Genomic DNA, 23,069 nt, shown 5'->3' on the forward strand with positions numbered 1-23,069 from the left:
GGAGCCGCGGGCCACTCCCTACGCTCGGCGGACATGAGCGACGTGGGCAGAATGCTGCGCGGCTGGCGGGACACCCGGCGGATGAGCCAGCTCGACCTCTCCAGCCGGTCCGGGGTGTCGACCCGGCATCTGTCGTTCGTGGAGACCGGCCGGTCCCGCCCGACCCGGCAGATGCTGCTGCGCCTGGCCGAGGAACTCGACGTGCCGTTGCGGGCCCGCAACGAGCTGCTGCTGGCCGGCGGGTTCGCACCGGCATACCCGCAGTCCGAACTGGACGGCCCGCCGCTGGCCGAGGTGCTGGCCGCACTGCGCAACGTGCTGGCCGGGCACTCGCCGCATCCGGCGGTGCTGGTGGACCGGCACTGGACGATGGTCGACGCCAACGACGCGGTGGCCAGGTTCACCGCCGGATGTGCCCCGGAGCTGCTGACCCCACCGGTCAACGTCCTGCGCCTGGCGCTGCACCCGGCCGGCATGGCGCCGCGGATCGGCAACCTCGCCGAGTGGCGTACGCACATCCTGCACCGCCTCGACCGGCAGGCCGCGGCCACCGGCGACCCGGTGCTGCGGGAGATGTACGCCGAACTGGCCGGCTATCCCGGTGGCGAGGTCACCGGCCATCCCGATGGTCTGGTCGTCCCGCTGCGATTCGAGGACCTCGACTTCTTCAGCATCACCACCGTGCTCGGCACTCCGCGCGACGTGACCCTGTCCGAACTGGCCATCGAGGCGTTCCTGCCCGCCGATGCGGCCACGGCGGCGGCGCTGCGCCGTGAGGTGGCAGGATCGGGGCATGGACCTTGGGCTCGCTGATCGTGTCTACATCCTCACCGGGGCTTCCCGTGGCCTCGGGTTCGCCACCGCGCAGGCACTTGTCGGCGACGGCGCGAAGGTGGTCGTCTCCTCGCGTGACACCGACCGGGTCACCGAGGCGGTCACCGCGCTGGGCGGTCCGGATCACGCTCTCGGGGTGACCGCCGACCTGTCCGACCCGAGCACCCCGCGGGAGTTGGTGCACGCCGCGCAGGAGCGGTTCGGGCGGCTCGACGGCGCCCTGATCTCGGTGGGCGGCCCCACCCCGGGCACCGCGGCGAGCATGAGCGACGACCAGTGGACGAGCGCGTTCGAGACGGTCTTCCTGGGCTCGGTGCGCGCGGCCCGTACGTTCGCGTCGGCGCTTCCCGAGGGCGGCGCGATCGGCCTGGTGCTGTCCACGTCGGTGAAGACGCCGCTCGCCGGACTCGGTCTCTCCAACGGATTCCGCCCCGGCCTGGCGATGGTGTCGAAGGACATGGCCGACGAGTTCGGCCCGCGCGGCATCCGGGTCGTCAGCGTGCTGCCCGGCCGGTTCATGACCGACCGCAGCCGGGAACTCTTCGAGTCGGCCGCCGACCCGATCGCCGCCGCGGAAACGGTCGCGTCCGGCATCCCGCTGCGCCGTATCGGGGAGCCGACCGAGTTCGGTCGCGCCGCCGCGTTCCTGCTCTCCCCGGCCGCAAGCTACATCACCGGCGTAGCCGTCGCCGTCGACGGCGGCGCCCTCCGCGCCCTGTGACCAGCCCGTCGTCCGCCGCCGGCCCCACCCGCGGCCCAGTCGGCGGGCTCACCGGAACCAACGGCCCGACGGCAGCGGATCGCCCCACCCTCAGCGGGCGGACGGCAGCTGCCCGCCGCACCACTGACGGGCCGGCGGCAACCGGCCGCACCACCACCGGTAGATCAACGGCGACCGACCGCCCTGCCGGCAGATCAACGGCGACCGACCGCCCTGCCGCCAGGTCGACGTCGGTCGATCGCGACACCGCTTCGCCGGGCGTCCGGCGGCCGAGCGCCGACGAGGTGGCGGCGGCCGCTGACCGGACGATTCCCGATGTGGCCGGGCCGGGTCTGCTGGTTCTGTTCTCCGGGATCAATCCGAGCCTGTACTCGGCGGCGACCGGTCACCATTTCGCCCGTCCGGGAAATCGCTTCTGGCCGGCACTGCACGGTGCCGGTTTCACCGGCCGGCTGCTCCACCCGTCCGAGCAGCACCTCCTGCCGGCACTCGGGCTCGGCATCACCAACGTGGTGTCCCGGGCGACGGCCCGCGCCGACGAACTGTCCCCCGAGGAGTTCGTCGAGGGCGGCGCTCAACTGGCCGCCCGAGTGGCCCGGTTGCGCCCCCGATATCTGGCGGTGCTCGGCGTGACCGCCTACCGCGCCGCATTCAAGCGACCGAAGGCCAGGCTCGGCCCGCAGGACGAGACGATCTCCGGCGTGCCGGTCTGGGTACTGCCCAACCCCAGCGGCCTGAACGCCCACTTCCAGCTACCGGCCCTGATCACCGAGTTCGCCGCGCTCAGAGCCGTCGTTCTCAGGACGGACGCCTCCACGACCACACCACCGCACGACCGACCCGGCACTCCCACCGCGGCGCCGCACGACCGACCCGCCACCCGCACCGCGCCGCCACACGACTAACCCGCCCGCCTTACCGCGCCGCCGAGTATCGCCCTGCCGCACGACCGCGGGAGGCCGGCTAGGGTCGGGTGCGGTCGTCGCCTGGTCGGGGTGGCAGGACCCGCTGCTCGTGCACCTCGGTCTCGCGCCGGAAACGATCAGCCGACGGGTGCCAGGCCTCGTCGATCGGGCCCATCAGTCCGCCGCCGATCCCCCTGCGCCGCGCCCATCCGGCGAACCGCATCAGCAGCAGGCAGATCACCGCGAGCACCGCGAAGGTCAGTAGGTAGGCCATCAGATCACCGCCTCTGTGAACTGGGTGCGATACAGCGAAGCATAGAGGCCACCGGCCGCGACCAGGTCGTCGTGCCGGCCGCGCTCGACGATCCGGCCCTTCTCCAGGACCAGGATCTGGTCGGCCTCCCGGATCGTGGAGAGCCGGTGCGCGATGACCAGCGCGGTGCGCCCGCGCAGCGCCGTGGCCAGGGCCCGCTGCACGGCCGCCTCGGACTCGCTGTCCAGGTGGGCGGTGGCCTCGTCGAGGATCACGATCGACGGCTGTTTGAGGAGCAGCCGGGCGATGGCGAGGCGCTGTTTCTCGCCGCCGGAGAACCGGTAGCCACGCTCCCCCACCACGGTGTCGAGCCCGTCGGGCAGCGCCCTCACCAGGGCGGCGATGCGTGCCCCGGTGAGGGCCTCCCACATCTGCTCCTCGGTTGCGCCCGGCCGTGCATACCGAAGATTCTCGGCGATCGTCTCGTGGAAGAGATGGGAGTCCTGCGTGACCACACCGACCGTGTCGCGCAGCGACTCCAGGGTGGCGTCGCGGACGTCGACCCCGCCGATCAGCACCGCCCCGCCGGTCACGTCGTAGACCCGGGACACCAGCATCGACGTGGTCGACTTGCCGGCGCCGGACGGGCCGACGAGCGCCACCATCTGCCCCGGTTCGACGGTGAAGTCGAGGCCGGTGAGCACCTCCTCCTGCTCGGTCCGGTCGAGGGTGCTGACGTCCTCGAGCGACGCGAGCGACACCTGGTCGGCGCTCGGGTAGCGGAAGCGCACGTCGCGGAACTCGATCCGCCCGGAGCCGGCCGGGACCGCCACCGCGCCGGGTTTCTCGGCGATGCCGGGCTCCAGGGAGAGCACCTCGAAGACCCGGTCGAAGGAGACCAGCGCGCTCATCACGTCGACCCGCACGTTGCTGAGGGCGGTGAGCGGACCGTACAGCCGGGTCAGCAGCAGGGCCAGAGTGACGACGGTGCCGGCCGAGACGTTGCCGTGGACCGCCAGCCAGCCGCCCAGACCGTACGTCAAGGCCTGCGCGAGTGAGGCGACCAGCAGCATCGCGACGAAGAAGGTCCGGGAGTACATCGCCTGCTGGACGCCGATGTCCCGGACGCGGGAGGCGCGCTCGCCGAACCGCGACGCCTCGGTCTCCGGCCGGCCGAAGAGCTTGACCAGCAGGGCGCCGGAGACGTTGAACCGCTCGGTCATCGTCGCGTTCATCTTGGCGTCCAGGTCGTACGACTCGCGGGTGATCTCGGCGAGCCGTTTCCCGACCCGGCGGGCGGGCACGATGAACACCGGCAGGAGCACCAGCGACAGCGCGGTGATCTGCCAGGACAGGGTGAACATCACGGCGGCGGTGAGCGCCAGCTGGATGACGTTGCTGACCACCCCGGAGAGCGTCGACGTGAACGCCCGCTGAGCGCCGACGACGTCGTTGTTGAGCCGGCTGACCAGGGCGCCGGTCTGGGTGCGCGCGAAGAACTGGAGCGGCATCCGCTGCACGTGGTCGAACACCCGGGTCCGCAGGTCGAGGATGATCCCCTCGCCGATGCGCGCCGAATACCACCTCTGGGCGAGCGACAGCAGGGCGTCGGCGACGGCCAGTGCGGCGATCACCAGGGCGAGCCGGACGACCGCACCGGCGGCGCCGTCACCACCGGCGGTGATCGCGTTGATCACGTGCCCGGCGAGCAGCGGGGTGGCGACCCCGATACCGGCGGCCAGCACGACGGTGAACAGGAAGACCGAAATGTCCCGCCGGTACGGCACGGCGAACCGCACGATCCGCCGGGCGGTGCCTCTGCGCACCTCGTGCCGGCTGACCCGATCCGCGTTCTGGATCGAGCGCAGCACGCTCCAACTCGTGGACATGTCACCTCCCGGGCGTCGTTCGACGGGCAGCACACAGTCTGCCTCGTGGGTACGACAATCCCGGGAGGTGCTCTACTCCCCGGAGCCCAGCAGTTCGCTGAGACGCCGCGTCTGGGCCTCACGTTCGGCCCGGTCCTGTTCCGCGTACGACCGCAGGGGCGCACCCGCCAGCAGGGCCTTGATCTCCGCGACCGCTCCCCGGTCCGCTGCCAGCACCGCAGCGGCCAGGTCGGACACCGTGGCGTCCAGGTCGGCACGGGCGACGACAGTCGTCGCCAGGCCGATCCGGTCCGCCTCGTCGGCCGTGATCCGCCGGCCGGTGACGCAGATCTCCAGTGCCCGGGAGGGTCCGACCAGCTCGGTGAGCCGCTTCGTACCGCCCAGATCGGGCACCAGGCCGAGGGTGACCTCGGCCATGGAGAACCGCGCGTCGTCGGCGAGGACACGCATGTCGCAGTTGAGCGCCAGCTGGAAGCCCGCGCCGATCGCGTGTCCTTGAACTGCTGCAATCGTCACAATGGACGGACTGCGCAACCAGGTGAACGCGGTCTGGAACCCGGCAATCCGATCGGCGCACTCGGTCGCGGACAACTGCGCCAGCCGGGACAGTGAAGAATCGCCGTCGCCCCGGGCCACCGACAGATCCAGGCCCGCGGAAAACGCGCGTCCCTCGGCTCGGACAATGACGACCCGGACGTCACCCGGCAATTTCCGGGAAATGTTGCCGAGCTCCGTCCACATCGCCGGAGTCTGAGCATTGAGAACGTCGGGCCGGCACAACGTCACCGTCGCGACCGGCCCGTCCTGTTCGTAACGAACGCCTACCTCGTCGGTGGTGGCGGGCCCGGCGTTCCCGGCCGTCACGCCTTCTTACGGCGGCGGGCGCCACCACGCTGGCGCAACTGCACGCCGGACTCGGTGAGTACGCGGTGGACGAATCCGTAGGAACGGCCGGTGGACGCGGCCAGCGCGCGGATGCTCTCGCCGCCGGTGTAACGCTTCACCAGGTCCTTGGCGAGCGACTGCCGCTCGCTACCGACGATTCGACGACCCTTCTCAGTACTGGTAGCTGTGCCAGTGGCTGCCATCTTGAATCCTCACGTCGCAGACAGTGCGGTCAGATACGGTCCCACCTATTACACCGTCTCGGACGATCATGCGCCAGGCATCTAGCCCCCGTGAACGTGCCCATTTATTACTGTCAGGAACTTGACGGTTACCACGGGCATCAATGTCAGACAGTTTGCCGGTCGACTCTCGGTGCCCATTTCCACTCCGAGGGGCGGTCCCCCAAGACCATCGATCACCTGCGGAAACACTGGATCGAGGGGATCGCCTCGATCGCTCCGGAGAGTGCTGTGATCGCTCCATGGCGTGACACTCGACCTTGGTACGGACCGCCCGGCGCCTGCCCGACGTGTTCGGAAACGCCCGAACATCGCACTGTCTGTGTGGGCACCAGTTGACAACTGACGATCGGCGACCGTCGGACCTCAGGCCAGCTCGACGAGCTCCAGCAGATCGTCGCTCCAGGCGTCCTCGTCGCCGTCGGGCAGCAGGATCGCCCGGTCCGGCTTGAGCGCCTGCACACAGCCGGCGTCGTGGGTGACCAGCACGATCGCGCCCGGGTAGTTGGCGATCGCGTCGAGCACCTGCTCCCGGCTGACCGGGTCGAGGTTGTTCGTCGGCTCGTCCAGCAGCAGCACGTTGGCGCCGGAGCAGACCAGGGTGGCCAGGGCCAGACGGGTCTTCTCACCACCGGAGAGCACCCCGGCCGGCTTGTCGACGTCGTCGCCGGAGAACAGGAACGCGCCCAGGATCTTCCGCAGCTCGGTGTCGGTCTGCTCGGAACCGGCGCTGCGCATGTGCTCCAGGATCGTCCGGTCCACATCCAGCGTCTCGTGCTCCTGGGCGTAGTAGCCCAGCCGCAGCCCGTGCCCGGCACGCACCTCACCGGTGTCCGGCTCGAGCAGTCCGCCCAGCATCCGCAGCAGGGTGGTCTTGCCGGCACCGTTCAGCCCCAGGATCGCCACCCGGGAACCACGGTCCACCGCGACGCTGACGTCGGTGAAGATCTCGAGTGACCCGTACGACTTGGAAAGGCCGCTCGCCGTCAGCGGCGTCTTGCCGCACGGCGCCGGGCTCGGGAAGCGGACCTTCGCCACCTTGTCCGAGCTCCGGACCTCCTCCAGGCCGCCGAGAAGCTTCTCGGCACGGCGGGCCATGTTCTGCGCGGCCACCGTCTTCGTCGCCTTGGCGCGCATCTTGTCGGCCTGCGCCATCAGGGCGCCGGCCTTCTTCTCCGCGTTGGCCCGCTCGCGGCGGCGGCGGCGCTCGTCGGTCTCGCGGGCTTCGAGGTACGTCTTCCAGCCCATGTTGTACATGTCGACGACCGACCGGTTCGCGTCGAGATACCACACCTTGTTGACCGCGGCGTCGAGCAGCTCGACGTCGTGGCTGATCACGATCAGGCCGCCCTTGTGCTGCGCCATGTAGCCGCGCAGCCAGGCGATCGAGTCCTGGTCGAGGTGGTTGGTCGGCTCGTCCAGCAGCAGGATGCCCTTGCCGTTCTGCCCGGAGTTGGCGAACAGGATGCGGGCCAGCTCGATCCGGCGGCGCTGACCGCCGGAGAGGGTGCCGATCGTCTGGGCCAGCGCACGCTCGGGCAGGCCCAGGTTCGCGCAGATCCGGGCGGCCTCGGCCTCGGCGCCGTACCCGCCCAGCGCGGAGAACCGGTCCTCCAGCTGGCCGTACCGCCGGATCAGTTTCTCCTCGGAGCTCTCCTCCAGCTGGATTTCGAGCTTCTGCATCTCGGCGAGGATGGTGTCCAGGCCGCGGGCGGACAGCACGCGGTCGCGGCCGGTCACGTTCAGGTCACCGGTCCGCGGGTCCTGGGGCAGATAACCGATCTCGCTCGTCCGCTCGACCTGCCCCGCGTACGGAATGCCCTCGCCGGCGAGGACTTTGAGGGTGGTGGTCTTGCCGGCGCCGTTGCGGCCGACCAGCCCGATCCGGTCGCCGGGTTGCACCCGCAGCGTGGTCGGGGAGATGAGGATGCGCGCGCCGGCGCGGAGTTCGAGCCCGGTGGCGGTGATCATGAAATTTCTCGCTCTCGGTGAGACGGCTGACTCAGGGCGCAGAAAAGCGCCGGCCATCGGAGATGACGGTCGGCGCCGGGGCAGGTCAGCCTTCGCAGAGCAGCACCCGACCATCCTACCGGGCGTCCGCGGGCACCTCCCACCCGATTAATTCACAAGATCAACGGGTAATCGCTCGGCAACCGTGCTGAAGGTGGGACGACATGGAACTCAACCAACGTGCCGACATCGACCCCGGCTCGATCGAGGACGTCCGCGGATCGGGCGGCGGAGGCGGCGGGATAGGCGGCCTCCCGATCGGCGGCGGCGGCCTCGCCGGGATCCTGGTGACCCTGGTCGTGGCCCTCGTCGGCGGCTATTTCGGGATCAACACCCTGGGCGCCGAGGACAGCGCGCCCGCACCCAACTCGACCGCCCAGTGCGCGAACGAGCAGGAACGCACCAAGTTGCTGGAGTGCCGCAACGGGCTCTATGTGACGTCGATCCAGCGTTACTGGCAGCAGCAACTGCCGGAGTCGTTCGGCGAGCAGTACCAGCCCGCCCCCACCCGCATCTTCTCCAACCGGGTGAACACCGCCTGCGGCGCCGCCGACTCCGGTGTCGGCCCGTTCTACTGCCCCGCCGACGACAAGATCTACATCGATCTGACCTTCTACCAGGTGCTCTCCAAGGAGCTCGGCGCTCCCGGCGAGTTCGCCCAGCCCTACGTGCTGGCCCACGAGTACGGCCACCACATCCAGGACGTCCTCGGCACCGAGGCGGACATGCGCCGCCGGCAGGAACGTGATCCCGGTAACGCCAACCAGGAGTCGGTGAAGCTGGAACTCCAGGCCGACTGCTACGCCGGTGCCTGGGCGCACGCCGCCGCGAACACCGTCGACAAGGACGGTGACAAGATCTTCACGAGCCTCACCGACGCCGACATCCAGGAGGGCATCCAGGCCGCCGGCCAGATCGGCGACGACACCCTCCAGAAGCGCGGCGGCGGCGAGATCAACCCGGACCAGTTCACCCACGGCACGTCCGAGCAGCGTCAGCACTGGTTCCGCGTCGGCTGGGAGTCCGGCGACCCGAAGCAGTGCGACACCTTCAGCGCCACCATCTGACCGACGGCGATCCTGGTCCGCGGGCTCAGGGCTCGCGGATCAGGATCGGCACGGCACGGGCCGCGGCCACCGCCGACACCAGGACCGCATGCCGCGGCTCGGGCACGTCGAGCAGCCTTCCGGTACGCAACGCGGCCACCGCCGCCAACTGAGGCGCCGACAGGATCGCGTCCACAGCGGAACGGTCCCCACCCGCGACGATCGCGGTGAGTGTGCGTACCTCCGGAAGAAGAATGCGGCCGACGATCCCGGCCCCGTCCGCCGACGCCGCTTTGGCCTGGTTGTCGCGGCGGCGCGCGAAGCGCTGCTGCGACCATCCGCCCGCGGCCGTCCGCCCCTGCACATAGTGGGTGTCCACCTTGGAGGCGACCAGCTCACCGCCGTCGGCGATCCCGACGGCGACCGCGCCCTTGCGCGCGAGCAGCAGACCCAGCCTCCGCGGCGCCCGTGCCGCCTCCATCAGCTCGGCCAGAGCCTCGACCGGCGCGACTCCCGGCGGCTCGTGCAGCGTCGCCGACGCACCGTCCGCGGCGGTCACCGTCAGACCCTCTTCGGTGTACGGCCCATGGCGCACCCCGAAGTTCTCCAGCCATCGGGACAGCCGCTCCGGAGCGACATCCACCCACTTCCCACCGCCGGCGGCCGCTCGTTCCCCCACCCCACCACCCTACGGCGAAGCCTCGCCCCCGGCTGCCGTCACCCCGCCGTTCGGCGCCGCGCAATTCCTGCGCTCTCGACTGCCGCCACCCTGCCCACCAGCGCCGCACCATCCCTGAGCTCTCGACCCCTGCGCGCTCGACGCCGCCACCCCGCCCGTCGGCGCTGCACGGTTCCCGGGGCCTCCGACTGGTGTCACCCGGCACCGCCGGAAATTGTCGGACCCCGGTGGCAGGATGCGGGCATGAGCGACGTCGCGGTAGTTCTTCTCGACCGGCTGGCCGGCGGGTTCGAGCAGGCCCGCGACCCGGAGCGGGCGGTCGGGCAGGCCGCCTACATGCGCGATCAGTTCCCGTTCCTCGGGTTGACCAGCGCGGTCCGGCGCGCGCAGGCCCGCAGAGCGCTGGCCGGGCTGCCGGCACCCGCCGAGACCGACCTGGTCGACGTGGCCGTGGCCTGCTGGGCCCGCGACGAGCGGGAGTTCCAGCAGTTCGCCTGCGACTACCTGACCGCCCACGTCGGGGTCCCCGGACCGGCGTTCCTCGACACCGCGGCCGAGCTGATCACCACGAGGTCCTGGTGGGACACAGTGGATCCGCTCGCCACCCGGGTGGTCGCCGGTCTGGTCCGCCGCCACCCGTCCCTGACCGCCCGGATGGACGAGTGGTCCCAGGCGGCGGACATGTGGCTTGTCCGTACCGCGATCCTGCACCAGTTGCACTACCGCGAGGCCACCGACACCGATCGCCTGTTCGAGTACTGCGCCCGCCAGGCCAGCCACCGCGACTTCTTCGTCCGCAAGGCGATCGGCTGGGCACTCCGTCAGCACGCCCGCACCGATCCCGATGCGGTCCGCGCGTTCCTCGCCGCTCACGCCGGCACCCTGTCCCCGCTCTCGATCCGGGAGGCCGCCAAACACCTGTGACCTCGTCCCACCGGTGAAAAAGGCCGGTCCACCGCAGCCTTCGGTATTCGAGACGCCGGTGGACAGCCCATTGCAGGAACGAAATGGTGCCGGCAAGTCTGCGACCGGACGCCCCGGCGCCACCCGTCCCATCGGCGGATGACGCCGGCGAGTCTGCGACCGGACGCCCCGGAGCCGCCCCTCGCGTCGGCGGACGGCGTCGGGAAGTCTGGGATCGGACGACCCGGAGCCGCCGTCGTGTCGGCGGACGGCGTCGGGAAGTCTGCGATCGGACGACCCGGAGCCCCGTCGCGTCGGCAGATGACGCAGGGAGGTCTGCGATCGGACGACCCGGGGCCGCCCTTCGCGTCGGCGGATGGCATCGGGAAGTCTGCGAACGGGCGCCCCTGCGGTCAGGTGGTGAGTAGGCGGATGGCCAGCACGGCGATCACGGTGCTGGAGACCAGGGCGGTGATCAGACGGCCCCGGTCTCCAGTGAGGACACGGCCGATCAGGGAACCGCCTCCCGCGACCAGAAGTTGCCAGCTCGCCGAGGCGAGAAAGGCGCCGGCCACGAACCAGACGCCGCCTCCTGCGCCGCCGCTGGCGAGCACCAGGGCCGCGAAATAGATCACGGTGGCCGGGTTGAGCAGCGTCAGGGCGAGGACCCCGGCGTACGCCCGAAGCGCCGTCTCCGGACGCTCGTCCCGTTCCGTGACACCCGGCCGGCGGACGGCTCCCCATGCGGTCCATCCGGCCAGGGCCAGCAGTACCGCGGCACCGAGCCAGCGCAGAGGTGTCTCCACCGGTGCGATGAACCCGGCCACCGCCGCTCCCCCGGCGACGGCTACCAGCGCATAGAGGCCGTCGGCGGTGGCCGCACCCATGCCGGCGGCCGCGCCGATCCCCAGTGACGTCCGTGCGCTGAGCCCGGCGATCAGGACACCGATGGCGCCGACGGGCACAGCGATGCCGTAACCGGCGACCACGCCGGCCAGGAACGCCCCGTTCATGACCGCTGCCGAAGACCCGCCGTTCCGTCGGCGGCCGTCTGCTGTCGCACGGCCGGATCGGCCACAGCGACAGGGACGGCAGGGTACGGCTTCAACTCGGTCACGCCCTCATCCTGTCGCCGCAGTCCCCACCGGGCCAGCGATTTTCCCCGACCTCCGGAGCCGTCGGATCAGCTTGTCCACCCACGGCAGAGCAGCTCATCCCCCGCTGGTTCCAGCGCCGGCTCGGCCCCTTGGTCTCTCGGCATCTCGATCTCTCGGTTTTTCGGATGGGGAGACGTCCGGCGCGGCATGGGGGCGAGGGGCCGATGTTGAGGCGTACCCGGTGTTCCACCACCCGACCGCCAAGAAGATCGCCACGGCGACCGCGAGAGCCAGCACGATCAGCGCGCGGCAGCGGCTGCATCCGCTGAGCCCGCTGCTCTGGGGCGCCAAGAGCATCGCGGTGATCGTCGCGGCACTGCCGTGGAACACGCTGGTAGGCGGGTACTCCCCCTCTCCGCCTCTTGGTCTCTTGGTCTCTTGGTCTCTTGGTCTCTCGGTCTCTGGGCCAGGCGCTCACCTCTCGGCCTCCCGGTCGGGCGCTCCACCCTCGACCTCCCGGCCGGGCACTCCACCTCGACCTCCGGGCCGGCCACTCCACCCTCAACCTCCCGGCCGGCCACTCCAACCTCGACCTCCCGGTCGGCCACTCCACCTCCCAGCCTCTCGGTCGGGCGCTCAGCCTCTCGGTTCTCCGGCGCAAGAGCGGCGCGGAGAGTCGGCCGAGGTTCTGGACGACTCTCCGCAAGTGGCGTGTTGTCCGCAGCCGCACGATCCACGCGTTGGACGAGGCTGTCGGGTGGCTCGTGTTCGCGACGGGCGCTTGCCAGGCGGCGGGGCCCCTGCTCACGGTGGTTGACGCCGGTCGCGGAAGCCGTCGGTCCGGCTTGCATATGACGGATCGCGAATTTCCATACAACGAATCGCTCATCGAGCCGAGCCGACAACGAAGGTGACCGGTGAGCGGCCACAAAGGCGGTGCAGATTCACCAGTCATGCCAGGGCGATTCCTAGCATCACGACCTGGACAAAGGTGAGCACCAACCTTTGCTGTGACACAGCCCAGCGCACACAATCGCGGATCGTGTGCGCCCACCCTCGCCATGACGGCGGTCAACGCCCACGATCCGAACAACGTGAGCGCCCATCGTCGCCATGACCCCACCCAGCGCACACAATCCGCGATTGTGTGCGCTCGTCGCCGTTGTTGGCGTCACAGGCCCGGGCGGCAGCCGAACGAAGTGATCCGACCCAACGATGCGCGACCCGACGAAGCACGGTCCAACGAAGCGCGGGTCAACGGAGCGCCGTTCAACGGAGCGCGGTCCAACGAAGCGCCGTTCAACGAAGTGAGCCGGGCCGAACGAAAGGGCCCTCGCAGAACGAAGCGGTGCAAGAGCGGAAGCCATTCGCCGGAAATGACGGCCGCTTCAGGTGCATCCGCGCCCGTTGACGACGCCATCCCCTGGCCCGTCATCCTGGTGGGCTTCAGTCGCCATCGGGCAGGATCGCCGCTCGGCCGGCATCCCGTCATAGCCATGATGATCGGCCGGCTCTCGACCAGGGGCGACAAGCGGTGGCGGGACAAGGTCGGCGGGGTGTGCGGCGAGCGGTGGCCGATGGACAGGGAACTGCGTGTGGCGGAGGGGGGTGTGGGGCGGCCCACCGTGGACGACGGGCGACCGACGACGAGCGACAGGCGACAGGCAACAGGCGACAGGCAACAGGCGACAGGCAACAGGCGACAGGCAACAGGCGACAGGCAACGAGCGACAGGCAACGAGCGACAGGCGGCAGGCGGCAGGCGGCAGGCGGCAGGCGGCGATCAACGGTGACGGCTGGTAGGCGGCGGGTAACCGAGGGTGGGGCGGGCGGCAGGTGGGGCGGTGAGTGGCGGCAGAAGTTGATCACGGGAGGTTTCGGGTTGCTGCCGGAGCGTGACCGGGAGGTGGTTCGATCGGTAGGGTCGGATCATGGTCGCTGAACTGATTCTGGTCCGGCACGGGCAGAGCCTGGCCAATGTCGCCTTTCCCGCCGCTGATGCGGAAGGACTGATGGAAGCGGTCGTCAGCGGCCGCGACGCCGAGGTGCCACTGACCGAGGCGGGTGAGGAGCAGGCCGCGGCGCTGGGGCGCTGGCTGGCCGCCCTTCCGGAGGACCGCCGGCCGCAGGTGGTGATCACGTCGCCGTATCTGCGGGCGCGGGAGACGTGGCGGATCGCCGCGGAGGGGCTGGATCTGCCTGCGCCGAGTACCGATGACCGGCTCGTCGACCGGCTGATGGGTGAGCTGGAGTTGCTGACCCGGGCGGCGGTGACGGCGCGGTTTCCGGGCGAGGCGGCGCGGCGGGCGCAGGCGGGCGAGTTCGAGTATGCGCCGCCGGGCGGGGAGTCGTTCGCGGACATCGCGGTGCGGCTGAAGTCCTTTCTGGACGATCTGCACGCCGACCATCCGGGTGAGCGGGTGATCGTGGTCGCCCACGATGCGGTGGTGCTGATGATGCGGGCTGTCGTCGAGCAGTTGAGCTGGGATGAGGTGATCGCCGTGGAGAAGGAGTCGGGAAGTGTGCGCAACGCCTCGATAACTCGTTTCGACGACTCGTCGGGCACGCTCACGCTGGACCGATACAACGTGATCGACCATCTGCCGCCGGCGTGACGCCCGTCGAGACATCGATGGCTGTCTTGCTTTGGGTCGCCGGGAAACTTAGGTTCGATCCGTGCCCGTCGCCCTTTCATCCCGCGGGCCGGCCCGCACACCCGTCACGGTGAACCGTCAACTGGGCGCTCTTCTCACCGCCGAGGCGCTCTCCATGCTCGGCAGCCGGATCACGTTCGTGGCCGTACCATGGCTGGTTCTCACCACGCAGGACTCGGCGCTGCTCGCCGGGCTGGCCGGTCTCGCGGAGATGCTGCCGTATGTGCTGGCCGGCCTGATCGGCGGCCCGATCGTGGATCGGGTCGGGCCGCGACCGACCGCGGTCGCCGCGGACACCGCCAGCGTTCTCGCGGTGGCCGGCATTCCGCTGGTCGCCTACTGGGAGGGTGTGTCGCTGAGCGCGCTGCTGCTGCTGATCGCGCTGGCGGGCGCGTTGCGCGGGTTCGGCGACGCGGCGAAACGGGCGCTGCTGCCACGGACGATCGCGGCGGCCGGTCTGTCCACCGAGCGGGGCACCGCGATGTACGACGGCATCTGCCGCGCCTCGACCCTGGTCGGGCTGCCGCTGGCCGGGGTGCTGATCGCCGCGTTCGGCCCGGCGTCGGTGCTGCTCTTCGACGCGCTGTCGTTCGCGGTCAGCGCGATCATCATCGGGTTGCTGGTGCGGGTCGGCTGCGCCGACGCCGCGGCTCTGGCCGAGAGCAAGGAGCAGGGGTACGCGGACGCCCTGCGCGACGGTTTCCGATGGGTACGTTCCGACCGGCTGATCCTCGGCGTCATGTCGATGCTGTTCGCCACCAACATGTTCGACCAGGCGTTCGCGACGGTGTTCGTGCCGGTGTGGGTGCGTGAGGGACCGCACGGCCCGGCCGCGCTCGGGGTGATCGGTACCGCGTTCGGTCTGGGCGCGGTGGCCGGCAACATCCTGTACACGGTGGTCGCCCCGCGGCTGCCACGACGGCTGACCTTCGGATTGTGTTTCTTCCTCGGTGGCCCGGCCCAGCTTCTGGCGCTGGCCCTGTCCGACCGCATGTGGACGGTGCTGGTGACGGCCGCGCTCTCGGGCGCGCTGATGTCGACGGTGAACCCGATCCTGATGGCCGAGGTGTACCGCCGGATCCCCACCCACCTGCACGGCCGGGTGATCAGCGTGCTGATCGCGGTCTCCTGGGCGGGTATCCCGTTCGGCGGGGTGGTCGGCGGCCTGGCGACGGACCGGCTCGGTCTCCAGACGGCCGCGCTGATCGCCGCGGTCGGCTATCTGGCGGTCACGGTCTCCCCGTTCCTCTTCCCGGCCTGGCGGGAACTCGACGCCCGCCCCCGCTCGGAGACGAAATCGGCGATGGTCACCGCCTGACGAGTCATCACTGAAGAGGAAGGGCACGGAACGGCGAAAACCCGGTGCTCCGCCGCGCGCGGGAAGGCTACGGTCACGTCGATGACTTACGACTTCGACGTGACCGGCGACGGCCCGGCCGTACTTCTGCTGCATTCGACCGTCTGCGACCGCCGCATGTGGGATCCCCAGGTGGCCGCCCTGGCCGCCGCGGGCCGCCGGGTGGTGCGCCTGGACCTCGTCGGCCACGGCGGCACCCCGGTGCCGGCCGGCCGTTTCGACGAGGCCGGGGGCGTCGCCGAACTCCTCGACGGTCTCGGTGTCGGCGAGACCGCGCTGGTCGGCTCCTCCGGCGGTGGCCGGCTGGCGCTGGAGTTCGCCGCCCGCTGGCCGGGCCGGGTGACCGCGCTGGCGCTGCTCTGCACCGCGCTGCGCGGCCACGGTGCCGGCCCCGAGCTGGAGGCCTTCGACGAGCGCGAGGAGGCGCTGCTGGAGGCGGGTGACGTCGCCGGCGCCGTCGACCTGAACGTGGATCTGTGGGTGGGCCCGGAAGCCGACGACGCGACCCGCGAGAGGGTACGGGTCATGCAGCGCCACGCGTTCGACGTGCAGCTCGCCGCCGAGGACGTCGCCTACGAGCCGGTCCGCACCGACCCGGACCTCAGCCGGATCAGTGCGCCCACCCTGCTGGTCACCGGCGCCCACGACCTGCCGGACTTCCGGGAGATCGCCGTGCATCTGGCCGGTGTGCTGCCGAAGGCACAGCACGTGGAACTGGCCTGGGCCGGTCACCTGCCCAGTCTGGAACGGCCCGAGGAGATCAACGGGCTGTTGCTGGAGTTCCTCGCCGGATAGCGGCGACGGTCGCGGCGAACCGCACGAACCCCTCCGGATCGGGATCGTCCGGGGCCGGCTGCAGGACCACCGTGTCCGCGCCCGCCCCGGCCCAGCGGCCGACCTGCTCGGCGACCTCGTCGGCGTCCCCGGTCACCGCGCGGTCCACGATGGTCGGATAGCCCCAGTTGACCCGTTCCCGTTCCATCCGCTCGGCCGCACCGGGGCCGGTCGCCGTGTGCAGGTAGACGACCAGGGGGACGTCGCCGATCACGGCGCGCGCCGCCCGTACGTCATCGGGGGTGTTCCCCGCACTGATGATGACGCCGTCGCCGATCTCGCCGGCCAGCCGCAGGGTCTTCGGGCCGGAGGCGCCGACCAAGACGGGCGCCGCCGCCGTCGGCGGCCAGTCCAGGGCGACGCCGTCGAGGTGAACGTACCGCCCGTCGACCGTGACCCGCTCGCCGGCGAGGAGCTGCCGCAGGGCGGTGACGTGCTCGCGGAGCAGCGTCATCGGTGACGAGACGCGGGCACCGACCTGGCCCATCCAGTCCTGCACGCCGTGGCCGACCCCGATGTGCGCCCGCCCCGGGAAGAGCCGGTGCAGCGTGGCGAACTCCATCGCGGCGATCGCCACGTTGCGCAGCGGCACCGGGAGCAGGCCTACTCCCACCTTCAGCCGGTCGCTCCAGGCGAGCGCGGCCGCCATGGTGGCGACGCCGCTGGTCAGGAAACAGTCCTCCCACAGCCACAGCTCTTCGAGCCCGGACTCGTCGGCCGCCTGCACGACCGCGCGCAAACGGTCCGGCGGTAGCTGCGGCAGGGCGATGGCCCCCAGTACGGTCATGCTGGCACCTTGTCCTCGTCGGTGATCCGCCGGTACAGGTGGTCCGGTGACAGGTTCGTGTACCAGGGTGTGACCGGGCGGCGTTCGTACCGTTCCATGCCTACCAGGAAAGCCAGCGCATAGCCCGCGCTCAGGGTGAGGAAGGCGGCCGACCACGCCGCGATGACGACGTGCTCGCCCTGGATCAGCCGGGCCACCGCGAGCCCCAGCGCCGACACCTCGGCCAGCGCGAACACCCGGTAGGCCCACTTGAGCCGGGCGTCGGTGCCACGCCGCGCCCGTTTGTCGGTCACCCCGAACTCCCGCTCCCCGAAGATCGCCGCGGGCAGGGCGGCGAGCATCGGCAGCGTGTCGGCGACGGCGAACGCCTCGCTGTGCAGCGGGTGGTAGTGGCCGCGGCCGAACCGGACGACGGTCCCGATCGAGAGGATCGTGAAGGCGAGGAAGGCGAAGCCGTAGACGGCGTACGGTCCGCGCACCGGCGCCACCCCGGTGGTCAGGGCCGCGACCGGGACCAGCAGGTAGAGCAGCCGGTTCAGCCCCTGGAAGTGCGCGACCATGGCGCTGAGGTAGTTGAGTCGCTGCCGCCAGGAGAGTCCACGGACGATCAGTGGCGAGTCCGGATGCCGCAGCAGCAGGTGCAGACTGCCGATCGCCCAGCGGCGCCGGGTCCCGTAGTACTGGCGCAGGTTGTTGACCTCCAGCCCGTACGCGAGCGGCTCCTCCAGATAGACCGACCGCCAGCCGCGGGCGTGCAACCGCAGTGACGTGTGGATGTCCTCGGTGGACGTGTCCTCGGCGAACCCGCCCACATCGTCGAGTGCGCTCCGCCGCAGCATCGCCGACGTGCCGGTGTAGATGGCGCTGCCCGCGCTGTTCTTCGTCGGCTGCACCCCGCCGTAGAACATCTCCTGCTCGTGCCAGCCGCCGTCGCGCCCGTGCCGGCGGCGGAAGGTGAACGATTCGGTGTTGTAGAACGACTGCGGTGACTGGACGACGGCCACCTCCGGGTCGTCGAAATAGCCGAGGGTGCGCTCGATGAAGCCGGGCAGCGGGATGTGGTCGGCGTCGAGGGTGACCACGAACTCGGCGTCGGTCACCCCCAGTCCGTGGTTGAGGTTGCCGGCCTTGGCACCCGCACTCGTGGCCCGGGGCAGGTAACGGGCCCCCAGCCGGGCGGCCATCTCGCGCATCTCGGGGCGGCTGCCGTCGTCGAGGACGATCACGTCGCGGACGCCGCGGACCCGCAGCGCGCCGATCACCGTAGGTTCGAGCACCGGGGCGGGCTCGTTCACGGTGGGGATCAGGATGTCGACGGTCCGGGTGACGGCGCCGGTCACGGTCCGCGGCACCGGGCGGGTGCGGCGGCGCAGCGAGATCACGAAGATCGTGGTGGTGACGACCGCGAACATCTCCGCGGCCCAGGCGATCGGCCCGTACCAGACCGACCAGTTGACGACCGCGGTCCGCCAGACGGCGAAGAGCGGGGCCAGGGTCAGGAAGACGGCGAACAGGATCGGCAGCTGCGGCGGGTCGCGGTCGGCGACCTGCTCAACGCGGTACGGGGACATGCGCGGTCCTTTCCAGGACGACGGTCAGTTCGGGGTGCAGGGCGGGACCGGCCGCGAGCACGCCGGAGCCCAGTGCGGTGACGGTGGCACCCGCCTCGGCCGCGACGAGAGCACCGGCCGCGAAGTCCCACGGGGCCAGTTCGTCCTCGTAGTAGGCGTCGCAGCGGCCGGCGGCAAGCCAGCACAGTTCCAGTGCGGCGCTGCCGTGGCTGCGGATGTCACGAACCTGGTGCAGCAGTCCGGCGAGGGTCCGCGCCTGTCGCGCCCGCGCCTGCGATGTGTAGGCGAAACCGGTCGTGACGAGGGCGCGGTCGAGGGACACCGGATCGTTGACACGTAGCGGGTCGCCGTTGAGGCGGGCGCCGCGGCCACGGACGGCGGTGAACGTCTCCGAGCGGTACGGGTCATGGACGACCCCCACGACGGCCCGCCAGGAACCGTCGGGGAGCTGTTCCTCACCGGCGACACTGACTGTGACGTGCGGTGACCCGTACAGCAGATTGGTCGTGCCGTCGACCGGATCCACCACCCACCGCAACCCGGACGTCCCCGCCCGCGCCGTGCCCTCCTCGCCGAAGACGGCGTCGTGCGGCCGTGAGGCCGCGAGGGAGGCGACCACCGCCGCCTCGCTCGCGAGATCTATCTCGGTCACCGGATCGGTGGCGCTGGACTTGTGGCCGGTCAGGCGGACCGGTCCGGCGGCGCGGATCACCCGGCCGCCGTCCCGCGCGGCGGCCACCGCGGCGTCGAGCAACGCCTCGGGGGAGGTCATCCGGCGCTCACCCGGCGCACCTCGGCGAGAACCCGCTCGCGGTAGGGGCCGGGCAGGGCGCTGATCGGTTCGAGCACGATGCTCCGGTCCACGCTGCCGTCCTCCCACGGCAGGGCCAGGCCCACCAGCGGCAGCGTCTCGACCTCGGTGGCCGTCGCGGGCAGCACCGGGCCGGAGCCGGGCGGCACGCCGACCACCAGATGCGCCCGCCCCTCGACGCGGCCGTGGACGACGGTGAGCCCGCCGGCCGAGGGGCGCAGGCCGCGGTAGTGCCCGTTGGCCTCGAAGTCGCCGAACGCGCAGGCCAGCTCGACGTCGAGCCCGGGCCATTTGCGCAGGAAGTAGCGGTAGTTGGGCGCCTCGGTGCGGCGGTTCGCGGCCACGCTGCGCAGGTGTGGCAGGTGGACGCCGAAGAAGCCGGGGCCCATGACGACGGGTGTCCCACCGCGGGCCACCCGGTACGCCCACTCCAGGTCCTCCACGCCGTATCCCTGGAAGGCGGGGTCGAACTCGGCGGCCAGGTCGCGGGGCAGCGCGATCAGCGCGGTCCACGCGAACGACCACGGGATCAGGTGATCGGCGGTCATCCGGGGGTCCCGGTCGCCGGTCCCGGTCGTCTCCAGGTCGGTGAGGATCTTGCGATAGTGCTCGTAGGGCTGCACGTCGACGCTTGTCACGTCACCGGTGTTGTTGTCGTAGTCGATCATCTGCCCGACCACGCAGATCCGCTGCCCGTAGGCGAAATGCCGGTCCCACAGGTCGGCCAGGCACCGCGGCGGCAGCGCCATGTCGACGTCCATCAGCACCACGACGGCACCGGCGGCCTGCCGCAACGCCAGATTACGGGCCGCACCGACCTGCCATGGCCGGGCCGACGTGACGGTGACGACGTCGAGCCGGCCGGCGAACTCCCGGCACACGGCGGCGTGCCCGCCGTCGTCGTCGAGCACACCGAGCACCACTTCGAAATCGCCGGCGGGCAGTGTCTGGTCGGCGAGCGCGGACAGGGCGAGGCGCAGGTTGGCGGCCCGGTCGCGGTACGGGATGACGACGCTGATCAGCGGCTCACTCACCGCCGCCGCCCGGCGCGATCAGGACCTTGCAGCTGGCCTGCTCGGCCGGCCCGAACCGGCGTGCGCCGACGTCGCAGCCCAGCGCCGCGAACCCGGTGCGGAACTCGTCGAGCGGGACCACGTGGCTGACCAGCCGTTCCGCGGGGACGCGGCCGGTGGTGATCAGGTGGAAGGCCTCGTCGAAGGAGCCGTGCAGCGAGTCGATGGAACCGATCACCGACAGGCTGCGGTCGGCGAGCAGCATGGTGTCGATCGACGCGACCTTCTCCTTCAGGCCGATCGACATGTACGTCCCACCCGGCGCCATCTGCGGGAAGAGGTCCTCCAGCAGCGCCGACGTGGTGTCGACGACGATGTCGATCGGCGCCGCCGGATCGTTGAAGTACTTGCTGCGGGCCTCCTCCAGGGAGGCGTAGGCGGCGGTGCCGTCGGGCAGCCGGTCCCGGGCGAACTCCAGCCGCGCCGCGGAGTGCTCGATCAGCACCGGGGTCAGGCCCTTGAGCGACAGCACCCAGGTGTAGAGCAGCCCGAGCGGCCCGGCCCCGAAGACGTAGGTGTACGCGCTCAGCGACGGCGGCTGCAGTTTGCGGGCGCCGGCCACGACACAGCTCAGCGGCTCGGTCAGGGCGGCCGCCCGCAGCGACACGTCGTCCGGCACCCGGTGCACGAACGCCGAAGTGGTGCGGTATCGCCCGGCATACGCCCCGTCGTAGCTGACGCCGCTCTCGGTGCCGTGCTTGCCGACGCAGTGGTTGATCCGCTGGGTGCGGCACATCCGGCAGCGCCCGCAGTACGGCGTCGGGTTGATCACCACCCGGTCGCCGACGGCGATCGAGGTGACCGCCGGGCCGATCTCGGCGATGACACCGCTCGCCTCGTGGCCGAGGGTGACGCCGGGAACGGCCACCGGATAGGAGCCGGAGACGATGCCCAGATCGGTGCCGCAGACACCGCAGTAACTGATGTCGACGACCACGTCGTCGTCGCCGGTCGCGTGCAGATCGGGAACCTCGCTGAGCTCGACGTCCCAGGGGCCCCGGTACTTGAGTGCTTTCACGGCCGCGTGGCCTCCCTCTGATCGGACCGCAGGGTCTCGTGCAGGCGGCCGAGCAGGTCGTCGACCTGCTCGGTGGTGATGATCAGCGGCGGCCTGACCTTGACGGTCCGGCCGAAGCCGTAGCGGCTGCCGCGCAGGATGAGCCCGTGCTCCCGGGCCACGGCGATGAACTGTGCGACGTCGACGCTGGTCGGCAGGTCGAACGCCTGCATCAGGCCGACACCACGGACCCCGGTCATGTCGGGGAAGGTCCGGGACAGGGCGAGCAGGCCGCGGTGCAGCCGCTCGCCGGTGACCCGCACCTGGTCGAGGACCCGGTGCCGGTGGATGTACCGGATCGTCTCCTCCAGGGCGACCAGGGCGAGCGGATTGGCGCCGGAGGTGCTGGAGTGCTCCCACGGCTCGAGGACGTCCAGTTCGGGCCGCATCACCACGCCGGCGACCGGGATGCCGACGCCTCCGGCGCCCTTGGCGAAGGTGATGACGTCCGGGCGGAGGGCCGCGGCGTAGCCGGTGGAGGCGAAGAACGATCCGGTACGCCCGAAGCCGGTCTGCACCTCGTCGGCGATGATCAGGACACCCAGCCGGTCGCAGGTCTCGCGGAGCACGGCATACCACTCCGGGGGTGGAACGATGTTGCCGCCGTTGCCCATGATCGGTTCGACGACCAGGGCCGCCACCCGGCCGCTCGACGCATACTCCACGAAGTCCTCGAGCCGCCGCGCGCAGAGCATCGCGCAACTGCCCGGGACCTGGCCGTAGAAACAGTTCGCACAGTCCGGCCCGGGGATCTTGACCGAGTGCGGGAACGGAAGCGAGAAACTGCGCTGCCGGAAGGCGTTGCCGGACACCCCGGTCGTACCGACGGTCTGCCCGTGGTGCGACAGGAACAGCGAGACGATGTCGGACCGGCCGGTCGCCTTCTGCACGATCCGGATCGCCGCCTCGTTGGCGCCGGAGCCGGTGATGTCGCGGAACCAGAAGGCACCGATGTGCGGCGGCAGATCATCGCGCATCAGCTCGAAGATCTCCGCCGAGCGGGCACGGGTGAAATCGGAGGAGAGATGCGCGATCCGGTCGAGCTGGCCGTGCAGTGCCTCGATGATCTCCGGCGCCGAGTAGCCGAGCGAGACGTTGAACGTCCCGGACGCGCAGTCGATGAATCGTTCGCCACGGACGTGCAGGTAGATCCCGTCCCCGACATAGTCCGGCAGGCCGGTGACCGGCTTGGAGATGATGCTCGAACTCATTTCTCGCCTTTCCGCTCGCATTGCGTGGGCTGCAATCCACAGTGGTCAATCGCAGCTATACGCGTCAAGGTCTGAACCGGTTAAGTTGATCGTCAGAGCCGTCTGAGCTGCTGATCCTAATGAATGTGCCGATAATCACGTAGGACCAGCAAAGACGGTTAAGTGACACCCTTTTCTCTCCGCTGTCGCCGCCAGGTTTCCGAGATGACAAGCAGAAATTGCCAGGTTATTAAAATGAAAAACGCGGGCC

Annotated in this window: 21 protein-coding genes; 8 read left to right on the forward strand and 13 right to left on the reverse strand. The window is 70.6% G+C overall.

Annotated features, from left to right (window positions below):
- Window positions 1–33: 33 nt before the first annotated feature.
- From BC793_RS43365 to mug, 3 genes are all read left to right on the forward strand, one after another.
- Window positions 34–813, forward strand: coding sequence for a helix-turn-helix domain-containing protein (locus BC793_RS43365; RefSeq protein WP_109602472.1), 780 nt, complete (start codon window positions 34–36; stop codon window positions 811–813).
- Window positions 794–1,555: an SDR family oxidoreductase gene (locus BC793_RS43370; protein WP_109602473.1), complete on the forward strand. Its 762-nt coding sequence runs from the start codon at window positions 794–796 to the stop codon at window positions 1,553–1,555. Before BC793_RS43365 ends, BC793_RS43370 begins: the two co-directional genes overlap by 20 nt.
- A 317-nt stretch (window positions 1,556–1,872) precedes the next feature.
- Complete coding sequence (gene mug / locus BC793_RS43375) at window positions 1,873–2,460, forward strand: G/U mismatch-specific DNA glycosylase (protein WP_373871311.1); 588 nt, start codon at window positions 1,873–1,875, stop codon at window positions 2,458–2,460.
- A 58-nt stretch (window positions 2,461–2,518) separates the two neighbouring features.
- Here mug and BC793_RS43380 read toward each other — a convergent pair whose 3' ends face one another.
- The 5 genes from BC793_RS43380 to BC793_RS43400 form a co-directional block, all read right to left on the reverse strand.
- Window positions 2,519–2,734, reverse strand: a complete 216-nt coding sequence (locus BC793_RS43380; protein WP_109602474.1) for a hypothetical protein — start codon at window positions 2,732–2,734, stop codon at window positions 2,519–2,521.
- Window positions 2,734–4,602 (reverse strand): ABC transporter ATP-binding protein, encoded by a 1,869-nt coding sequence (locus BC793_RS43385; protein WP_109602475.1) that lies wholly within the window; start codon window positions 4,600–4,602, stop codon window positions 2,734–2,736. The genes BC793_RS43380 and BC793_RS43385 overlap by 1 nt, the downstream gene beginning before the upstream one ends.
- 72 nt (window positions 4,603–4,674) lie before the next feature.
- Complete coding sequence (locus tag BC793_RS43390; RefSeq protein ID WP_109602476.1) at window positions 4,675–5,466, reverse strand: enoyl-CoA hydratase/isomerase family protein; 792 nt, start codon at window positions 5,464–5,466, stop codon at window positions 4,675–4,677.
- A complete protein-coding gene (locus BC793_RS43395; protein ID WP_020510159.1) occupies window positions 5,463–5,690 on the reverse strand; it encodes a helix-turn-helix domain-containing protein in 228 nt (75 codons plus the stop codon). Before BC793_RS43395 ends, BC793_RS43390 begins: the two co-directional genes overlap by 4 nt.
- A 405-nt stretch (window positions 5,691–6,095) precedes the next feature.
- Window positions 6,096–7,700 carry an ABC-F family ATP-binding cassette domain-containing protein gene (locus BC793_RS43400; protein WP_109602477.1) on the reverse strand — a complete coding sequence of 535 codons (1,605 nt, stop codon included), beginning with the start codon at window positions 7,698–7,700 and terminating at the stop codon, window positions 6,096–6,098.
- Window positions 7,701–7,903: 203 nt separating this feature from the next.
- Here BC793_RS43400 and ypfJ point away from each other — a divergent pair, with 203 nt between their 5' ends.
- On the forward strand, window positions 7,904–8,806 hold the full coding sequence (ypfJ, locus tag BC793_RS43405) for a KPN_02809 family neutral zinc metallopeptidase (RefSeq protein WP_109602478.1): 903 nt from the start codon (window positions 7,904–7,906) through the stop codon (window positions 8,804–8,806).
- 25 nt (window positions 8,807–8,831) lie between these two features.
- On the opposite strand, the gene BC793_RS43410 is transcribed toward ypfJ, so the two are convergent.
- Window positions 8,832–9,464, reverse strand: coding sequence for an acVLRF1 family peptidyl-tRNA hydrolase (locus BC793_RS43410; RefSeq protein WP_109602479.1), 633 nt, complete (start codon window positions 9,462–9,464; stop codon window positions 8,832–8,834).
- Window positions 9,465–9,707: 243 nt separating this feature from the next.
- Between BC793_RS43410 and BC793_RS43415 the strand changes: the two genes are divergently transcribed.
- Window positions 9,708–10,388 (forward strand): DNA alkylation repair protein, encoded by a 681-nt coding sequence (locus BC793_RS43415; RefSeq protein WP_109602480.1) that lies wholly within the window; start codon window positions 9,708–9,710, stop codon window positions 10,386–10,388.
- 392 nt (window positions 10,389–10,780) lie between these two features.
- Here the strand turns inward: BC793_RS43415 and BC793_RS43420 are convergent, their stop codons facing one another.
- On the reverse strand, window positions 10,781–11,380 hold the full coding sequence (locus BC793_RS43420) for a LysE family transporter (protein ID WP_109602481.1): 600 nt from the start codon (window positions 11,378–11,380) through the stop codon (window positions 10,781–10,783).
- A 2,015-nt stretch (window positions 11,381–13,395) separates the two neighbouring features.
- Between BC793_RS43420 and BC793_RS43430 the strand changes: the two genes are divergently transcribed.
- The 3 genes from BC793_RS43430 to BC793_RS43440 all read left to right on the forward strand — a co-directional run bounded on the left by BC793_RS43430 (window position 13,396) and on the right by BC793_RS43440 (window position 16,270).
- Window positions 13,396–14,079, forward strand: a complete 684-nt coding sequence (locus BC793_RS43430; RefSeq protein WP_109602482.1) for a histidine phosphatase family protein — start codon at window positions 13,396–13,398, stop codon at window positions 14,077–14,079.
- Window positions 14,080–14,188: 109 nt separating this feature from the next.
- Window positions 14,189–15,436, forward strand: a complete 1,248-nt coding sequence (locus BC793_RS43435) for an MFS transporter (RefSeq protein WP_239170654.1) — start codon at window positions 14,189–14,191, stop codon at window positions 15,434–15,436.
- A gap of 81 nt (window positions 15,437–15,517) precedes the next feature.
- Window positions 15,518–16,270, forward strand: a complete 753-nt coding sequence (locus tag BC793_RS43440; protein WP_109602483.1) for an alpha/beta fold hydrolase — start codon at window positions 15,518–15,520, stop codon at window positions 16,268–16,270.
- Here BC793_RS43440 and BC793_RS43445 read toward each other — a convergent pair.
- From BC793_RS43445 to BC793_RS43470, 6 genes are read right to left on the reverse strand one after another with little or no spacing between them, the layout of a single operon-like run.
- Complete coding sequence (locus BC793_RS43445; RefSeq protein WP_109602484.1) at window positions 16,236–17,096, reverse strand: LLM class flavin-dependent oxidoreductase; 861 nt, start codon at window positions 17,094–17,096, stop codon at window positions 16,236–16,238. The genes BC793_RS43440 and BC793_RS43445 overlap by 35 nt on opposite strands.
- Window positions 17,093–18,667: a glycosyltransferase family 2 protein gene (locus BC793_RS43450; RefSeq protein ID WP_109602485.1), complete on the reverse strand. Its 1,575-nt coding sequence runs from the start codon at window positions 18,665–18,667 to the stop codon at window positions 17,093–17,095. Before BC793_RS43450 ends, BC793_RS43445 begins: the two co-directional genes overlap by 4 nt.
- Window positions 18,648–19,439 carry an inositol monophosphatase family protein gene (locus tag BC793_RS43455; RefSeq protein ID WP_109602486.1) on the reverse strand — a complete coding sequence of 264 codons (792 nt, stop codon included), beginning with the start codon at window positions 19,437–19,439 and terminating at the stop codon, window positions 18,648–18,650. Before BC793_RS43455 ends, BC793_RS43450 begins: the two co-directional genes overlap by 20 nt.
- Window positions 19,436–20,512 carry a glycosyltransferase family 2 protein gene (locus tag BC793_RS43460; protein WP_109602487.1) on the reverse strand — a complete coding sequence of 359 codons (1,077 nt, stop codon included), beginning with the start codon at window positions 20,510–20,512 and terminating at the stop codon, window positions 19,436–19,438. The genes BC793_RS43455 and BC793_RS43460 overlap by 4 nt, the downstream gene beginning before the upstream one ends.
- On the reverse strand, window positions 20,505–21,569 hold the full coding sequence (locus tag BC793_RS43465; RefSeq protein ID WP_109602488.1) for a zinc-dependent alcohol dehydrogenase: 1,065 nt from the start codon (window positions 21,567–21,569) through the stop codon (window positions 20,505–20,507). Before BC793_RS43465 ends, BC793_RS43460 begins: the two co-directional genes overlap by 8 nt.
- Window positions 21,566–22,819 carry an aspartate aminotransferase family protein gene (locus tag BC793_RS43470; protein WP_109602489.1) on the reverse strand — a complete coding sequence of 418 codons (1,254 nt, stop codon included), beginning with the start codon at window positions 22,817–22,819 and terminating at the stop codon, window positions 21,566–21,568. The genes BC793_RS43465 and BC793_RS43470 overlap by 4 nt, the downstream gene beginning before the upstream one ends.
- Between the last annotated feature and the right edge of the window lie 250 nt (window positions 22,820–23,069).

Source organism: Actinoplanes xinjiangensis, from assembly GCF_003148685.1.
GTDB classification, from domain to species: Bacteria; Actinomycetota; Actinomycetes; order Mycobacteriales; family Micromonosporaceae; genus Actinoplanes; species Actinoplanes xinjiangensis.

Excerpts from the sequence above, each read along its gene's own strand:
- BC793_RS43365 (WP_109602472.1), top strand. The coding sequence starts at position 34 with ATGAGCGACGTGGGCAGAATGCTGCGCGGCTGGCGGGACACCCGGCGG.
- BC793_RS43370 (WP_109602473.1), top strand. The coding sequence starts at position 794 with ATGGACCTTGGGCTCGCTGATCGTGTCTACATCCTCACCGGGGCTTCC.
- BC793_RS43380 (WP_109602474.1), bottom strand. The coding sequence starts at position 2,734 with ATGGCCTACCTACTGACCTTCGCGGTGCTCGCGGTGATCTGCCTGCTG.
- BC793_RS43385 (WP_109602475.1), bottom strand. The coding sequence starts at position 4,602 with ATGTCCACGAGTTGGAGCGTGCTGCGCTCGATCCAGAACGCGGATCGG.
- BC793_RS43395 (WP_020510159.1), bottom strand. The coding sequence starts at position 5,690 with ATGGCAGCCACTGGCACAGCTACCAGTACTGAGAAGGGTCGTCGAATC.
- BC793_RS43400 (WP_109602477.1), bottom strand. The coding sequence starts at position 7,700 with ATGATCACCGCCACCGGGCTCGAACTCCGCGCCGGCGCGCGCATCCTC.
- ypfJ (WP_109602478.1), top strand. The coding sequence starts at position 7,904 with ATGGAACTCAACCAACGTGCCGACATCGACCCCGGCTCGATCGAGGAC.
- BC793_RS43415 (WP_109602480.1), top strand. The coding sequence starts at position 9,708 with ATGAGCGACGTCGCGGTAGTTCTTCTCGACCGGCTGGCCGGCGGGTTC.
- BC793_RS43420 (WP_109602481.1), bottom strand. The coding sequence starts at position 11,380 with ATGAACGGGGCGTTCCTGGCCGGCGTGGTCGCCGGTTACGGCATCGCT.
- BC793_RS43430 (WP_109602482.1), top strand. The coding sequence starts at position 13,396 with ATGGTCGCTGAACTGATTCTGGTCCGGCACGGGCAGAGCCTGGCCAAT.
- BC793_RS43440 (WP_109602483.1), top strand. The coding sequence starts at position 15,518 with ATGACTTACGACTTCGACGTGACCGGCGACGGCCCGGCCGTACTTCTG.
- BC793_RS43445 (WP_109602484.1), bottom strand. The coding sequence starts at position 17,096 with ATGACCGTACTGGGGGCCATCGCCCTGCCGCAGCTACCGCCGGACCGT.
- BC793_RS43450 (WP_109602485.1), bottom strand. The coding sequence starts at position 18,667 with ATGTCCCCGTACCGCGTTGAGCAGGTCGCCGACCGCGACCCGCCGCAG.
- BC793_RS43455 (WP_109602486.1), bottom strand. The coding sequence starts at position 19,439 with ATGACCTCCCCCGAGGCGTTGCTCGACGCCGCGGTGGCCGCCGCGCGG.
- BC793_RS43470 (WP_109602489.1), bottom strand. The coding sequence starts at position 22,819 with ATGAGTTCGAGCATCATCTCCAAGCCGGTCACCGGCCTGCCGGACTAT.